The following is a 15126-nucleotide window of genomic DNA, read 5'->3' as shown; positions in this document are numbered from 1 at the left end:
TATCATGCAATCAGAACCCATAGTCGAGCCACGCCCGCATATCGCCCGCATATCAGTGGAGATGCACCCCATGGAAATCCTGATTGGCCTTGTCGTCGTCGTCCTCATCGGCGGCTACGTCTGGTACGCGACACTGATTTCGCGCCGCAACCGCGCCCTTGAGGCACTGTCGTCAATCGATGTGCAACTGCGCAAGCGCCACGACCTTATTCCCAATGTGCTCAAAATTGCCCAGCGTTTCATGGAGCATGAAAAAGACCTTTTGACCGAAGTCACCAAACTGCGCGCCGATGCAATGGCTGACTATGACCCGACAAACCCGGAGGCTGTCAAAGGACACCTTGAGTCGGAGCGCAAACTGCAATCAGGCATGATCCGGTTGTTTGCAACCGCTGAAGCCTATCCCGAACTCCGCTCCGCCGAGACAATGATAAACGCGCAGGAAACCTATTCCGAGGTCGAGGGCCACATCTCCGCAGCGCGGCGATTCTACAATGCATCCGTTACGGACCTGAACAATTCAGTCCAGATTTTTCCCGGCAGTGTTATCGCCGGCATCGCAGGCGTTCAGCCAATGCCATTCTATGAAATTGAAGAAGCGGCCCGCGCCCCGGTCGATGCATCCGATTTCCTCAGGTAGCGATAAACAGAAATGCACGTGTAGCCGGGGGAAAACCTATGCCGCTTTCTGAGACCGAAGCGATGCATCCCCGGCTCGACGGGTTTGCCGCGTTCTATCGCCGCGACCTTGAGCCTTTTCTCCTGCAGCAGGAAATATTACGGGCGGCTGCTTATGCGCGTCTTAAGTCCGGCGCTTTTATTGCGATTCCGTTGATGATTGTCGGAGTCGCGGTTGTCGGGCTGATGGGCGGTTTTTCTGCTGGCTGGCTGGGATATGTGCCTGCGGGCATAGTTCTGCTCGCGGGCATCGGCTTTCTGGGGTATCGCACGGCGGCCGTGTATGAGGTGACGTCGCACGTCAAGCAGGAGTTGATGACCCGCATCTGCGACTTCCTGGGCTTTGTGTACACGGCGGAACCCTCAACAGCCGGGCTTCAGCAATTCAGGGCAACCGGCATTCTGCCCGACTATGACCGTGCCAATGCAGAAGATGAGATTGCGGGCACGCATGAGAGTGTGGCCTTCACACTCTATGAGGCCCACCTCGAAGACCGGCGGACCCGGCGCAGTAATGGCCGCACCGAGACCTATTACGTCACCGTTTTTCGCGGTGTTCTGGCTCGCTTTACCTTCCCCAAACGATTTGCGGGACGCACTGTATTGCTGCGCGACGGCGGCGTGATCGGTAATTTTTTTGCCGGCATCGGCAAGGGCGCAACGCGCGTAAAACTGGAAGACCCCAAGTTTGAAAAACAGTTTCAGGTTTTTTCAGACGATCAGGTGGAGGCGCGTTACCTGCTGACGCCAACCTTCATGGAGCGCACCCTGGCGTTGGCAGAGGCTCTGGAAGGAACGTTGCAGCTATCCTTTGACGACAACCGGTTGCTTATCTCGGTGAATGGTGGTGACGACCGGTTTGAGGGCGGCGGACTATTCGCCCGTGTGGATGATCCCCAGCAGGTTGCGAAAATGGTGGAAGAGATAGGCATCGTTTTCCAGATCATTGATGACCTGAAACTGACGCTCTCAACGCGGAGCTGAGCGCCTGCAAGCTGCAACTCAGCCGAATCGGTTTCGGCAACCCCCAGCCACATATCCGTGCGTCAAGTAGGTTTCGCGGCAACGGTTCAACCAAACCCTTTTCCTATAAGGGTTTGGTGATGGCTAATCCTTCAAAAGCGCTTGCGCCGCCACCAAATCAGCCATATCGACAAGGTATGTCGTTTCCCAAGTGAGTCGCAGATTGGTTTCAGTCAGCGCATGGCCGGGAGGCGCACCCCGAAGGGTTTGCTTTGGGGCACGGGTGGCCGGTGCCGTGTGGTGCCGCTGCATCATCAACCCGCGCACACCATGCGCGGCGTCACGTTTGAAAAGAGGCGACAGACCATGAGCAAGGCAGATTTTATCGAGAACGTCGCTGCCGCAGGCGACATGTCCAAGGCAGAAGCAAAGCGCGCCGTTGAACTCGTATTCGGCGAAATTGAAAATGGCCTCAAAGGCGCGAAGAAAGAAGGCAAGTACACGATCGGTACGTTCGGTACGTTCACCATCTCCAAGCGCGCCGCCCGCATGGGCCGTAACCCACAGACGGGTGAAGCCATCAAGATCAAAGCGTCCAAAGTGCTCCGCTTCAAGCCGGCAGCACAGTTGAAAGACGCCGCCGGCTGCTAGGAAGCCCGGTTACAAGCCTGGCAAAAACCATGAAAGCCCGTCAGCATCTGTGTTGGCGGGCTTTTTTGTGTTCGGCCCCGTTGTGTTTCGTGTCTGCTTTGGCATCCTTCAGGAATGCGTAAACTCTGGCGCCTCAGGCAAAACAAAATGAAATCAGCGGCCCGATCACTTCTGGCTCACGACGCACCGGCGATCAAACCCGCCGATGCAGCTCGCGCGCAGCGCACGCTTGAAGCGCTGTCCACAGCGGATACACCTTCAAAAGAACAGCTTCGCGCGCTTCTGGAACAGCCCGCAGCCCGCGCGTTGCTGGCGGCCGCAGCGGGCAATGCGCCTTACCTCGCAATGCTGATGCAGCGCGAAGCGGCATTCCTGCCAACACTGCTGTTTGAAGCTGCCACCGACGTGCGCGACCAGTTGCTTGCGGACTGCCACAACCAGATCATTGCAGCTACCGACATTGTGGGCGTTATGGAGGTTGCGCGTCTTGCCAAGCGCCGCATCGCGCTGCTTACAGCGCTCGCTGACCTGACAACAGCATGGCCGCTGCATGAAGTAACCAGCACGTTGAGCAAACTGGCAGACACGGTGATTGAGGCCAGTTGCTGCTGGTTGCTGAAACAGGCTGCGGCCAAAGGAAAAATCGAGCTGCGTGACCCTGAACATCCAACGCGCGGGTCCGGCCTCATCGTTCTGGCGATGGGTAAATATGGCGCATGTGAGCTCAACTATTCCAGCGACATAGATATCATCGTGTTTTTTGAGCCTGACGGTCTCACGTTCAACGGCGACACAAGCCCGTCAGAGTTTTTCGTGCGCCTCACCCGCGACCTGACCAGGATATTGGAGGAGCCGACCGGCGGTGGCTATGTATTCCGCACTGATTTGCGCCTGCGACCGGATGCAGGTGCAACAGCGATCGCCATCTCTGCTGCCGCCGCCGAAGTCTATTACGAAACCATGGGGCAGAACTGGGAGCGGGCCGCCATGATAAAGGCGCGTGAATGCGCGGGTGATCTTGAAGCCGGGCACAGGTTGCTGCAGATGCTGTCTCCCTTCGTCTGGCGACGGTATCTCGACTTCGCGGCAATTGAAGACATTCATTCGCTCAAGCGACAGATACATACCCATCGTGGTCATTCGGTCATTGCCGTGGAGGGCCACGACATCAAACTTGGCCGCGGTGGTATCCGTGAGATTGAGTTTTTTGTGCAGATTCAACAACTCATCGGTGGTGGCAAATTGCCAGAGCTGCGCGGTCGTGGCACCGTGCCGATGCTTCATGCGCTTGTTGACGAAGGCTGGATTGATGTGTCCGCGCGCGATGAGCTCATTCAGGCCTACACTTTTTTGCGCTGTCTCGAACACCGGCTGCAAATGGTGGATGACCAGCAAACCCATCGAATGCCAAAAACCAAGGGCGGTGTGCGCGATATTGCCTTGTTTATGGGGTACACAGACGAAACGGCCTTTCGGGAGTATTTCACAAAAACCCTGCAAACGGTTGAGGCACACTACGCGAGCCTGTTTGAGCGCGAGCCTGCTCTTTCCGAAGAGGCCGGGTCACTTGTGTTTACCGGCCCGGACCCTGATCCCGGCACGATAAAGACGCTCGCAGCTATGGGATTTGCCAGTCCAACATCCGTCATAGAAACTGTCCGCAAGTGGCACTTCGGGCGCATACAGGCCACCCGCGCAGCGCGATCGCGCGAATTGCTCACAAAGCTGACGCCGACATTGCTGCGTGCGCTTGCCACCGCAGATGAACCGGACAAGGCACTTGCCCGGTTTGATACATTTCTCACGGGTCAACCGGCGGGCGTGCAGTTTTTTTCACTTCTCTATCAAAATCCGGCACTGCTTGATTTATTGTCCGCCATCATGGGCTCAGCACCTATGTTGGCGCGGTATATGTCTGAGCACCCCAACGTGCTTGAGGCGGTTATCGCTGCCGACTTTCACGGTCCTTTGGCAGACCTGCATACACGCGGCGAAGAAGTGCGCGAAGCGCTGCGTTTCGCTGACGGTTTTGAACAGGCGCTGGACCTTGCCCGCATTTATGCCCGCGAGCATCTGTTCCAGATAGGTGTGCAGGTGCTGACTGGCACCGCGCCGGCGCGTGAGGCGGGCCCCGCCTATGCTGATCTGGCCACAGCATTGGTGCAGGGTCTGGTGCCCGTCGCCGCTCAGGATATTGCCCGTGCCCATGGCAGCCTGCCCGGCGGTGAAATGGCCGTTGTCGCTATGGGTAAACTGGGTGGCCGTGAAATGGCTGCCACGTCTGATCTTGATCTCATCGTGATTTACGAGTTTGAGAACGACGCTGCTGAATCTGATGGGGACCGACCTATTGACGGTGTGCGCTACTACACGCGCGTATGCCAGCGCCTTATCAGTGCCCTTACGGCTCCCACAGCGGAAGGACCGCTCTATGAGGTGGATATGCGCCTGCGACCGTCAGGCCATGCAGGCCCGCTGGCAACGCGGCTGCGCAGCTTTATTACCTATCACCGTGAGAGTGCATGGACGTGGGAGAAGATGGCACTTACCCGCGCCCGCGTGATTACCGGATCACCGGCCATGCAGCAGCGTGTGCGGTCCGCTATTGCGGATGCTCTGTGCACGCGCCACGACCCGTCACCTGATTTTACAGGAGAAGCAAAACGGATAGCGCAGGACGTGTCAGATATGCGCGAGCGGGTGTTCAAGGAGCTTGGCAGCGATGACCTTTGGGACATCAAGCATGGCCGCGGTGGTTTGGTCGACCTTGAGTTCATTGCGCAGGCGCTGCAACTCATTCATGCTCCCGACAATCCGGATCTGCTCGACAGCAACACCCATAACGCGCTGGAAAAACTGATGCAGGCAAAACTCATTGGCCAGGCAATGGGCACTGATCTTGCGGCCGCAGCCGACCGGTATCACAACCTGACGCAGATATTACGCATTGCTGTCAGCGGCGAGTTCAAGCCGGATACAGCATCCAGCACCCTCAAGGATCGTCTGGCACGCGCGGTGGATGCACCAAGTTTTGCCATCGTTGAGCGCGAACTGCGGGAGACCCAAAAGATGGTTAACGATGCTTTTGACAACCTGGTGCTGGCCTATACGCGCTGACTGATACGCAGTCTTGTGCAGGTGTTAGCCTTAACGGGTGGCATGGCTTGTCGAGGTGCCACACTGTGCGTATTTCGATTACTCGGATCATGCAGAATATAACGGGTGGATGCACCATCATCAAAGGTGATGAGGCTGGTGCAAAACCCTTCGCAGCGGCATGGAGCGGCACGCAAAGGCATGGAGCGGTACGACGCCATTATCATCGGTGCGGGCCACAACGGCCTGACGGCGGCTGCCTATCTGGCGCGGGCGGGGCTGAGTGTGCTCGTCACGGAGAAAAACGCCTATATTGGTGGCGCCGCCGTCAGCCGCGAAGTTGAACCCGGCTTTGTTTATTCAAGCTGCTCCTATGCGCTCAGCCTGCTGCGGCCTGAAATCATTCACGACCTTGATCTCACGCGTCACGGCCTTGCGGTCATTCCCTATGACGGATCCTTGACCCTTATTGGCGACGGACAATACCTCGCAGCATCAGGTCATCCTGAAATCATGCGACAGGAACTGTCCCGCCATTCACCGCACGATGCCGACGCCTATCAGCGCTACGCCCGCGATATGCGCCAACAGGCAGCCATCGCCCGCCCTTTGATGATGCAGGCACCACCGGACCCTGCGTCATTGTCCCCCGGTAAGATGCGCCAGATGCGGGCATTGCTGAAGGACATGACATCCAAGGGCGAGGAGGTGATGGCACAAACTGTCCGCTTCTGGACCATGTCCGCCTCAGACCTGCTGGATCGCTACTTTGTCTCCGATGTTGTGAAGGCGCACTTTGCTGCTTCTGCTGTTATTGGCACCGGGCTTGGTCCCATGTCGCCTGGCACAAGCTACATCATGCTGCATCACCGGGTGGGCGGGCTTGATGCAGCCACGGGAGCCTGGGGCTATGCGCGTGGAGGCATGGGCAGTGTGTCGCGCGCTCTGGCCGGGGCAGTGCGCGCATACGGTGGCGACATTCGCATTGCGGCGGGTGTTAGCGAAGTGCAGATCACCAAGGGCAGGGCAACAGGCGTGACACTGGAGGACGGAACGCAAATCAGCGCAGGCGTTGTGCTCTCCGGCCTTGAGTTAAAACGCTCGGTTTTATCCCTGCTTGATTGGAGCAGCCTGCCAAAAGGGTTTGCAGATCGGGTGTCAAAGTTCAAAACCCGTGGTTCATCCGCCAAACTCAACATAGCCCTGGAAGGTATGCCTGAATTTTCAGCCGTACCGGACGATTGTCCCGCGCTTGATGGCGATATCCGCATCTGTGGCACCATCAAAAACATGGAGCGGGCATACGACGACTGGAAAGAGCGCGTCATGCCGCGCACACCCTATATCGAAATGGTCATTCCCTCGCGGCTGGACCCGACGCTGGCCCCGCCCGGAAAACACGTGGCATCGGTATTCGTGCAGTATGTTCCCGACACGTTGATTGATGGTCCGTGGACGGAAAAAAAGCGCAAACAGTTTGAAACAACTGTTCTCGATCAGATTGAAGCGCAGGCTCCCGGCTTCCGCCAGAAGATACGCCATGTGGAGACACGCACACCTGCAGAGCTGGAAGCGGAGATAGGCCTAACAGATGGAAATATTTTCCACGGTGAACTGACCCTAGACCAGTTGCTGTTCAACCGTCCGCTGCCTGAACTGGCGCACTACCGCACACCCGTGCGGGGCTATTATCTGTGTGGCTCAAGTACGCACCCCGGTGGCGGCGTCATGGGTGCGCCGGGTGCAAATGCGGCCCGACAGGTGCTTTTGGACCTGAAAATCCGCCCCGTAAAAGGCCAAAGCAAACGGGGGGCCGCCTGATGGTTGCCACCAACCATTTTGATGTGGCGATTGTCGGCGGTGGGCACAATGGACTTGTCGCGGCTGCCTTGTTGGCAAGGGCTGGCAAGAGTGTTGTGCTGTGCGAAGCGCAGTCACAGTTTGGTGGGGCAGCCGCCACCACCACGTTGGCGCCGGGTATGCGGGTACCCAAATGCGCTCATCTGGTCGCAAGTCTGGACCCTGCACTCATCAGAAAGCTCAGACTCAAAAAACACGGCCTTGTTGTGCTTCAAAAAAATGTGGGTAGCGTCGCACTTGATGATGAGGGCCGCCACATTCCGTTGGGTGCGGATGCGAAAGCGCGCCATGAAGCAATATTCAGGTGGTCACGGCACGATGCAGACGCATGGCGCAGCTTTGACGCGCGGCTGAACCTGCTTACTGAAAGCGTGCGCCCCCTTATAGCCGGCAGCGCGCTGCCGCTGTCGCCTGAAAACCGCCGTGACAAGCTTAAATGGGTGGGGCATTATCTGGGCCTGAGGCGCAAAGGCAAAACGGCATTTCAGCATGTGATGCAGACACTGCCCTCCAACGCCGCTGATTTTCTCGATGATGCGTTTGAGACAGATCTTCTGAAAGGTGCTTTGTCACTTGAGGCGACCCTGGGCGGTCGCCATGGGCCGCGGGCACCCGGCACCATTTTCGCGTGGGCCTGGCAACGCGCACTACAAACCACACACCGCACCGGCACACTGCAGATTGCCGGTGGACCTGAAGCCTTGACGCAGGCAATAACCGCGTCCGCCCGCAGCTTTGGCGCGGACCTTAGATGCAAGTCCCCCGTCAGCGGCATCAAGATTGAAGGTGGCAGAGTTGCGGGCCTGGTGCTGAAAAACGGCGATGAGGTGACAGCGCCTGTTGTTCTGTCAACCATCAGTCCCAAAGCAACCATGCTGCACCTTGTTGGTGCGCGGCACCTGGATGCAGGGCTTGTGCGTGACATTTTGCAAATCAGAACCGGTGGTGCGTCGGCAAAGGTCAACCTTGCATTGGCGCGGCTTCCTGCTTTTCAAAAGACTCAGCCAAACCTGCTGGCATCACGTCTGTTGATTGCACCCTGTGTGAGCGATGTTGAACGTGCAGCCAACGCCCAAAAATACAATGAGTTGCCGGTACACCCGGTTTTGGAAGTAACGCTGCCAAGCATCCGCGACGAAAGCCTGGTGCCTGAGGGGCGTCATGTGCTGTCGGCAATTGTGCCGTTTATGCCATTTGACCTTGATGCCGGGTGGGACCGTGGCGGCGATCAACTGGTAACCCGTGTTGTCAAAATACTCGCTGACTACGCGCCTGATCTTCCTGATCTTGTGATGGCGGGAGAAGTGATGACACCGCCGGACATTCAGGACCATTGCGGCCTGGCCGGTGCTGATTGGCATCAGGGCGAACTCGCGCCTGACCAGTCAATGATGATGCGCCCTGTCCCGGGGCTGGCAGAAGGGCGTCACCCGATAGGCGGGCTGTTTCTGGGAGGTGCAGGCGCACATCCCGGCGGTGGTCTGACTGGGTTGCCGGGCATTCGCGCGGCTGAACAGATCACCCGCGCCGCGCGTTCTGGAGGGGGGCACCGATGACCGGATACTCCCAGCCACATCCCGGCAACTGGCATATGGCGGTGCGTCCCACACCACTTCACCCGCGCATGGCAGAGGCTAGCCGCACCAACCAGTGGTCCCAGCGTCTGGGCTGGACGGTGCCCGAAGTGATTGATACGCATGAGGCTGAGCACGCAACCCTGCGCACGCGGTGCACGCTTGCCGACCGCACACCCCTTGCAACCTATCGGTTCAACGGACCTGACACCGCAGCCTGTCTGAACCGGCTGGCGGGCGGTTGTGGCGGCAACGTGTCGGTTGGTGGTAGCCGCCATGTTGCCCTGTGCGACGATGGTGGCGCGCTCGTCGCAGATGGCATCGTGATGCGTCCCGACATAGCCACATGGTTGCTGACTTTGCCGGTGCGCGCTTTCGATTGGCTATCACTTGCCGTCGAGGGGTTTGAGTGTGCTGTTGAGGATGTATCGGATCAGATTGCAACGCTTGGTGTTGAAGGCCCTGCGTCCTGTGCCACATTGCTGTCCGCAGGGTTTGCCGGGCTGGAGGCGCTGCGCCCCGGTGCTTTGCGTATTCTGAAAATAGGTCAGGCGCAGGTTGTGGTTGCCCGGCGATCAGCAACTGCGGGCCTTGGCTATGAGCTGCGCATGGCTGTGGACGATGCCGTGTTCATTTTTGATCGGGTGCGGCGCGATGGAGCGTTCTGGCGTCCGCAACCTGTAGGGGAGGCCACGCTCCGGCTGGCACGGCTGGAGGCCGGTCTCATTCATGAAGGTGCGGAATACACCACTGCCCTCATCGCCGACCCGGATGCACGGCGGTCACCTTTAGAGCTCGGTCTTGGTGCATTGCTGGATCTGTCGGTGACACATTTCACCGGACACTCAGCTCTGACCGCACAACGTCAACACGGCCCGGAACGCGCGCTGATCGGTCTTGAGATTGAGGGCGACATACGTCCGCAAACAAATATGTTAATGGCCGACAATAAAACCGTCGGACGTCTGACCTCCGTTGAGTGGTCGCCAGCCTGCAAACGTATCATCGCACTTGCCGACATTGATGCGGGCGCATTGGGCAACGCCCGCGACCTGCAGGTTTTTGCACCCGGCGGACCGCTGCTCTCAGCCCGAATTGTACCCCGCCCTTTTTATCGCTGCGAAACCGCCCGACGCACCCCGCCTGATGCCCAGTAGTCCTCCTTTTCTGGCTCAGAATACCAAACCGGAAAAATCTGCGTTGCCGGCGACGGAAACATCATGCGCCTGCGTTTGATGGACTGAACGGCAACGACCAACGCCGTCAAGAGAGCCATCGGGTAATGCACATCTCCCCTGAGTGCCTCCCGGCTGGTCGGCATCCCTCAAAATGCTTCTTTTAGCGTTGGTCATCCGGTGTGGCGCATTAGCGTCCGGCGTCCACCCCCTTGGTGCCGGTAATGCGCCGCACCGGTATCGCTCACGGGCATGTGGGGCAAATACACACCCTTATTTTACCGAAGGACGACACAGATGATGAAGATTGCAGCAGTTACAGCCCTCACACTCACACTGGCCGGTGGTGTGGCTCTTGCGGCGGGCGGCCATGGTGGCGAGCGCTTCGCCCGCGCCGACACAGACAGCAATGGCGCCATTTCCAGAAGCGAAGCTCTGGCCATGAGCACCGCCCGGTTTGCCAAAATGGACAAGGACAATTCCGGTACCCTGACCCCCGACGAGCTTGGTCGCCATGGCGGCAAACACGCCGGCCATAAAAATGGCAAGCAAGATGTAAGCGACGAAGATCGGGCTGCGCGGATGGAGGCTCGTTTCGCGCGGATGGATGCCGACAGCAATGGCGCCATCACCATGGATGAAATGAAATCTGCCGCCCAAAAACGCGACGACACACGTGAAAGTCGTCGTGCCGAGCGTTTTGCCAGCCTTGACGCCAATGGCGACGGCACTGTGAGTGAGAGCGAGTTCACCACTGCAAGTGTGGATATGCTGTTTGCCCGTGCTGACGCCGACAGCAGCGGTGATATCACGCAGGAGGAAATGCGCGCTGCTCACAAGGCAATGCGCGATGCGCGAAAGGCAGACCGCACAAAATAACGCTGTATGAGAAACGCAAAAGTAGCACGGGTATCAGCATATTCTGTGGATACCCGTGCCATCTACACGATTGCAATGGCAGGAGTTTCGCAGGCACGATGGCAGCATCAGCCAAACGGCGGGCTGGAAATGACGCAAGGGGATCGCGTGGCAAAACGGCCAGGCATACAATTGGGCCGCAGCGCAAATACCGCCGCGAAGACCGCCGCCGAAGAGGACGCGGGTCTGGCATCCCGTATTGCCCGGGGAGAACCTGCGGCCATCCGCGAAGCGACCGAGCAGTTTTTGCCAATGGTTTACGCCGTCGCACGGCGCATGTTGCGAAACGACAGTGACGCGGATGACGTGGCGCAGGAGACATTCCTGAGGGTTTGGAAAAACGCAGGTCGCTGGAGTCCAAAAGGTGCCAGGCTGAGCACATGGGTCACGCGCATCGCGATCAACCTTTGCTACGATCGGCTGCGCAAGGTCAGCCGGGGCCAGGTAACCCCGCTCGAAGATGCGCCGGAACTGGCTGACGATGCTCCGCGCGCCGACACGGCGCTGGCGACGCGCGAAAATGCCGGTGTGCTTGAACAGGCAGTTGCGTCGCTTCCTGAGCGTCAACGCGCCGCCATTGTGCTGGTCCATTACGAAGAGATGAGCAACATCGAGGCCGCAAAAGCCATGGAGATAAGTGTGGATGCGCTTGAATCGTTACTGGCGCGTGGTCGTCGCGGGCTGAAACAGAGTCTGATGGCTCAAAAAGATGATCTTTTAGGAGAGGTGTCATGACCCCAGACCGTGTGCGCAGCATAATCGATGCCTATGGTGCCAATCCCAAAAGATGGCCACAGCATGAGCGGTATGCGGCACTGGCGCTGATACAGCATGACACGTTGCTTGCAGCATATCGCGACGAAGCAGCACAACTTGATGCGCTGATGACAGCCAACCGGCCGACGGTATCTGCGGCTTTGTTGAACGCTGTCTTGGCCGCAGCACCTTCACCCAGATCGCAAAATGCAGTTTCAAAATCACGGCCTTTTGCGTCACATATACTAGGCACTGCACGCGCGCTGTGGCCCGAACTGCCTTTGTGGCAACCTGCGGTAGGGTTGGCAGCATCGTTGGCAATCGGCATTTTCGTGGGTGCGGCAGGTATCATGCCTGCGTCAGATACAACCACACAAACTGAGCTGGCAGCGCTGCTGTCGGATGAAGACGCTGCATCGCTGATCCTGTATGGCGTAAGCGGTGATTTTGAGGACTGGGCATATGATGGATAGTTCTTCAGCCTCACCGCGCCGACGGTGGGTTGCCGTGGCGCTGTTTGCTTCAATCGCGCTTAATCTGTTTTTCGCAGGCTTGCTGGTTGGGCGGCCGATGTTTGGCGGTCCCGACCACGCGCGTGGCGCTGGCGGTCCTCCCGCCACTAATATGATGCCCAGCCCGCGCATGTTCATTTCCATCCTTGGGCCGCAAGAGGGCCGCAAAGTATTGCGGGAACTGCGAAGTGAAGTCCCCGACTTGCGCCAGAAGTTCAAAGCCATCCGGGTTCAGCATACGGCTGTTGTGGAAGCCATGCGGGCGGAGCCTTACGATCCGCAGGCGCTGGCAAATGCCTTTGAGGCCGTTCGTGACGCCCATGTTGATCTTACATCATCAATCCAGACGCCGCTGACGCGTATGCTCGCAAATCTCTCACCAGAACAGCGCGATAAGTTTGCAGACGCTTTTATGAACATGCGTGGACCAGGCGGTCGACAAAGGGATGGCGTTCCAGGCGGCCATGGCCCGGAGCGCGCGGGCGAACAACGTTAGCCTGTAGCGGAAGGCTTGGAGGTGCTCGTGCCGTTTTGTGAAACCGGCAGCGTAATGGTCACCTGAGTGCCCACACCTGGTTCGCTTTCAATTGTCAGCGTCCCCCCATGCAACTCGATCAGCGACCGCGACAGCGCAAGACCAAGCCCGGTGCCTTCATGGGTCTTGGCGTGCTGGCTTTCGACCTGCTCGAACGGACGGCCCAGTTTTTCAATATCATCCGCATCAATACCAATGCCGGTATCACTGATGCGCAGGGCAACAAACTGATTGTCAGTCGTTGTTTCGGCATCAACTCTGACATTGCCACCCGCAGGTGTGAACTTGATGCCGTTTGTCAGAAGGTTAAGCAGCACCTGTTTGACCGCGCGCCTGTCGGCATTGATGAGCGGCAGGTCTTTGGGCTCAGACACTAAATTGATCTGCGCCTCGCCGGCCCGCCCGGACACAATACGCAGGGTCTCAAAAATTGTCTCCGACACGTCAAGCGGGGCGGTTTCCAAAGTCCACTTGCCCGCCTCGATCTTTGACATATCCAGAATATCATTGATGACATCCAGCAGATGCTGGCCGCTGGCGTTTATGTCGGTCGCGTACTCGCCATATTTGTCAGCACCAAGGGGGCCAAACATCTGCTTACGCATGATCTCTGAAAATCCGATGATCGCGTTGAGCGGTGTGCGCAGTTCGTGGCTCATATTCGCCAGAAACTCTGACTTGGACCTGCTTGCCGCTTCGGCCTTGGTTTTGGCCCCGGCATATTTCTCCGCAAGCTGAACAAGCTGGCTTGCCTGTGACTGCAGTTTGCGGCGTGACGCCTCTAGGTCGGACACGGTTTGTGTCAGCGTATCCTGCTTGCGTACCAGTTCGGCTTCCTGATGCTTGAGGGCTGTTATGTCAGTTCCGACCGAAACAATGCCGCCATCGCGCATACGGCGCTCGCTGAGATGAAGCCAGCGGCCGCCGGGAAGTTTGACTTCGAGATGCTCCGGGTTCGTTGCATCTGCCATGCGGCCCGGCAGCAGCAACTCACCCTCTGCTGACCGCAGGCCCAGATCGCGCGCTGTGACACCGGCAGGAACCGTGTCTTTCTTGATGCCATGAAAAGCACGGAACTTGTCATTGGCCAGCACCAATCGGCCCTTGGCATCCCACAGTGAAAATGCTTCCGAAATGCTTTCAACGGCATCTCTTAGCCGCGTGTTGGCAGTCCGCTCGCGGGCTTCGGCCATTTTTTGTTCGGTGATGTCTATGGCAATTCCGACCAGCCGCTCGGAGCGGGCCGTCAGCCCACGCCACACCTGCCCCTTGGCGCGCACCCACACCCAGTCACCGGACGAATGACGCAGGCGAAAGGTCGTGTCATAGCCAAGCGTGCCGCGCCGCACGCTGTCTTCGACTTCCTGTAGAATATGCCGATCATCGGGGTGGACAAAGGCCATGACCTGATCGGGTTTCAGGCGCGCCGCACGCGGTTTTTCGCCAAGCAGGGCAAACATCGGGGCGGACCAGTAAAGCCTCCCGGCAGCCAGGTCCCAGTCCCAGATGCCGCAGCGGGCACCGGCGAACGCAAGCTCAAACCGTTGCTCACTGTCCTTGAGAGCAATGTCGGCCGCAGACTTGCGCTCAATCTGCCGTACCAGACCACCCCCCAGAATGCTGATAAAGAAAGATGCTCCCGCCATCAGCACCAGATGAAAGGGCAGGGTCGCATACCAGTCAGACAACGCCGCGCGTACGGGGAGGGAGACGGCAACCTGTTGAGTGCTGTTGGAGATAACCGCGCGGCTTTCAATAACGCCGGTCGCGTCTTGCGGCTGTGCCGTGCCCGCCGCCTCAAGGGTAACACTCATGCCCGGCCGCAAATCAAGCCGCTGTATGCGCTGCGCCAAAGCCTGACGGTCAAGCGCTGCCAAAGCAGCGTCACCCGCCAACGCTTGTGCCAGCGTGGAAACATGATGTTCGGCCTGCGCAAGTCCGGCGCGATAATCTGTACGCAACTGCCATGCGGCAATGCCGTTGAACGCGACAATAACGATGCCGGAAAACACCAGCGCCCAGATGCGCGCACGGGCTTCGTCACCTATTGTGCGTTTTGGAGTGGGTGCAACGCGGTCCGGTGAGGCTGCAACGACGTTCATCGCACCTCCGAAACGCTTCCACAGACTGTCCCCTGTAGCGGCAGTGCTGCCCCGCGCCGTCGCTGGTCCCGTCAAACGCACATCACTCATCGCTTGTAAGCTCCCCTCGCGTGCGGGCCGTTTGCGGCCTGCGCAGACCCGAAAGGTCCGCCCCATGATGCGAATCGTTCATGATGATTCGCATACTGAGTCCACGTGTCCACACGGGTTCAGCGACGCGCGTTAACTTTTCGTTAAGCAGATGAAATGTGTTGCCTTGCAGACTCACGATTCGCGATTCGCGAACACAACGCCCATGTCGCGACC

At 58.4% G+C, this 15126-nt stretch carries 12 protein-coding genes; 11 read left to right on the top strand and 1 reads right to left on the bottom strand.

Translation table 11 applies throughout. From position 1 onward, the window contains the following. Positions 1-4: 4 nt before the first annotated feature. From RIB87_RS09220 to RIB87_RS09170, 11 genes are all read left to right on the top strand, one after another. Positions 5-640, top strand: coding sequence for a LemA family protein (locus RIB87_RS09220; RefSeq protein ID WP_350145817.1), 636 nt, complete (start codon positions 5-7; stop codon positions 638-640). Positions 641-678: 38 nt separating this feature from the next. Continuing rightward, positions 679-1662 carry a DUF3137 domain-containing protein gene (locus RIB87_RS09215; RefSeq protein ID WP_350145815.1) on the top strand — a complete coding sequence of 328 codons (984 nt, stop codon included), beginning with the start codon at positions 679-681 and terminating at the stop codon, positions 1660-1662. 345 nt (positions 1663-2007) lie between these two features. Beyond that, a complete protein-coding gene (locus tag RIB87_RS09210) occupies positions 2008-2292 on the top strand; it encodes an HU family DNA-binding protein (RefSeq protein WP_350145813.1) in 285 nt (94 codons plus the stop codon). A 147-nt stretch (positions 2293-2439) separates the two neighbouring features. Continuing rightward, on the top strand, positions 2440-5409 hold the full coding sequence (locus RIB87_RS09205; RefSeq protein WP_350145811.1) for a bifunctional [glutamine synthetase] adenylyltransferase/[glutamine synthetase]-adenylyl-L-tyrosine phosphorylase: 2970 nt from the start codon (positions 2440-2442) through the stop codon (positions 5407-5409). Between the two features lie 180 nt (positions 5410-5589). Then, a complete protein-coding gene (locus RIB87_RS09200) occupies positions 5590-7209 on the top strand; it encodes a phytoene desaturase family protein (protein WP_350145809.1) in 1620 nt (539 codons plus the stop codon). Next, the gene (locus RIB87_RS09195; protein ID WP_350145807.1) at positions 7209-8804 is read left to right on the top strand and encodes a phytoene desaturase family protein; all 1596 of its coding nucleotides are present in this window, start codon (positions 7209-7211) and stop codon (positions 8802-8804) included. Before RIB87_RS09200 ends, RIB87_RS09195 begins: the two co-directional genes overlap by 1 nt. Then, positions 8801-9979, top strand: a complete 1179-nt coding sequence (locus RIB87_RS09190) for a glycine cleavage T C-terminal barrel domain-containing protein (RefSeq protein WP_350145805.1) — start codon at positions 8801-8803, stop codon at positions 9977-9979. The genes RIB87_RS09195 and RIB87_RS09190 overlap by 4 nt, the downstream gene beginning before the upstream one ends. Before the next feature lie 315 nt (positions 9980-10294). Next, complete coding sequence (locus RIB87_RS09185) at positions 10295-10876, top strand: EF-hand domain-containing protein (RefSeq protein ID WP_350145803.1); 582 nt, start codon at positions 10295-10297, stop codon at positions 10874-10876. Between the two features lie 147 nt (positions 10877-11023). Further along, the gene (locus tag RIB87_RS09180; RefSeq protein WP_350145801.1) at positions 11024-11650 is read left to right on the top strand and encodes an RNA polymerase sigma factor; all 627 of its coding nucleotides are present in this window, start codon (positions 11024-11026) and stop codon (positions 11648-11650) included. Further along, positions 11647-12144, top strand: a complete 498-nt coding sequence (locus tag RIB87_RS09175) for a hypothetical protein (protein ID WP_350145799.1) — start codon at positions 11647-11649, stop codon at positions 12142-12144. Before RIB87_RS09180 ends, RIB87_RS09175 begins: the two co-directional genes overlap by 4 nt. Next, the gene (locus tag RIB87_RS09170; RefSeq protein WP_350145797.1) at positions 12134-12679 is read left to right on the top strand and encodes a periplasmic heavy metal sensor; all 546 of its coding nucleotides are present in this window, start codon (positions 12134-12136) and stop codon (positions 12677-12679) included. The genes RIB87_RS09175 and RIB87_RS09170 overlap by 11 nt, the downstream gene beginning before the upstream one ends. Here RIB87_RS09170 and RIB87_RS09165 read toward each other — a convergent pair. Continuing rightward, the gene (locus RIB87_RS09165; RefSeq protein WP_350145795.1) at positions 12676-14820 is read right to left on the bottom strand and encodes a PAS domain-containing sensor histidine kinase; all 2145 of its coding nucleotides are present in this window, start codon (positions 14818-14820) and stop codon (positions 12676-12678) included. The genes RIB87_RS09170 and RIB87_RS09165 overlap by 4 nt on opposite strands. Positions 14821-15126: the final 306 nt, after the last annotated feature.

Source organism: Pyruvatibacter sp., assembly GCF_040219635.1.
Lineage (GTDB): Bacteria > Pseudomonadota > Alphaproteobacteria > CGMCC-115125 > CGMCC-115125 > Pyruvatibacter.
This window is presented reverse-complemented; position numbering and strand designations above follow the sequence as displayed.

What these genes read in the sequence shown, in the direction of transcription:
- RIB87_RS09205 (WP_350145811.1), top strand. Translation starts at nt 2,440, where the DNA reads ATGAAATCAGCGGCCCGATCACTTCTGGCTCACGACGCACCGGCGATC.
- RIB87_RS09170 (WP_350145797.1), top strand. Translation starts at nt 12,134, where the DNA reads ATGATGGATAGTTCTTCAGCCTCACCGCGCCGACGGTGGGTTGCCGTG.
- RIB87_RS09195 (WP_350145807.1), top strand. Translation starts at nt 7,209, where the DNA reads ATGGTTGCCACCAACCATTTTGATGTGGCGATTGTCGGCGGTGGGCAC.
- RIB87_RS09200 (WP_350145809.1), top strand. Translation starts at nt 5,590, where the DNA reads ATGGAGCGGTACGACGCCATTATCATCGGTGCGGGCCACAACGGCCTG.
- RIB87_RS09210 (WP_350145813.1), top strand. Translation starts at nt 2,008, where the DNA reads ATGAGCAAGGCAGATTTTATCGAGAACGTCGCTGCCGCAGGCGACATG.
- RIB87_RS09165 (WP_350145795.1), bottom strand. Translation starts at nt 14,820, where the DNA reads ATGAACGTCGTTGCAGCCTCACCGGACCGCGTTGCACCCACTCCAAAA.
- RIB87_RS09190 (WP_350145805.1), top strand. Translation starts at nt 8,801, where the DNA reads ATGACCGGATACTCCCAGCCACATCCCGGCAACTGGCATATGGCGGTG.
- RIB87_RS09175 (WP_350145799.1), top strand. Translation starts at nt 11,647, where the DNA reads ATGACCCCAGACCGTGTGCGCAGCATAATCGATGCCTATGGTGCCAAT.
- RIB87_RS09185 (WP_350145803.1), top strand. Translation starts at nt 10,295, where the DNA reads ATGATGAAGATTGCAGCAGTTACAGCCCTCACACTCACACTGGCCGGT.
- RIB87_RS09220 (WP_350145817.1), top strand. Translation starts at nt 5, where the DNA reads ATGCAATCAGAACCCATAGTCGAGCCACGCCCGCATATCGCCCGCATA.
- RIB87_RS09215 (WP_350145815.1), top strand. Translation starts at nt 679, where the DNA reads ATGCCGCTTTCTGAGACCGAAGCGATGCATCCCCGGCTCGACGGGTTT.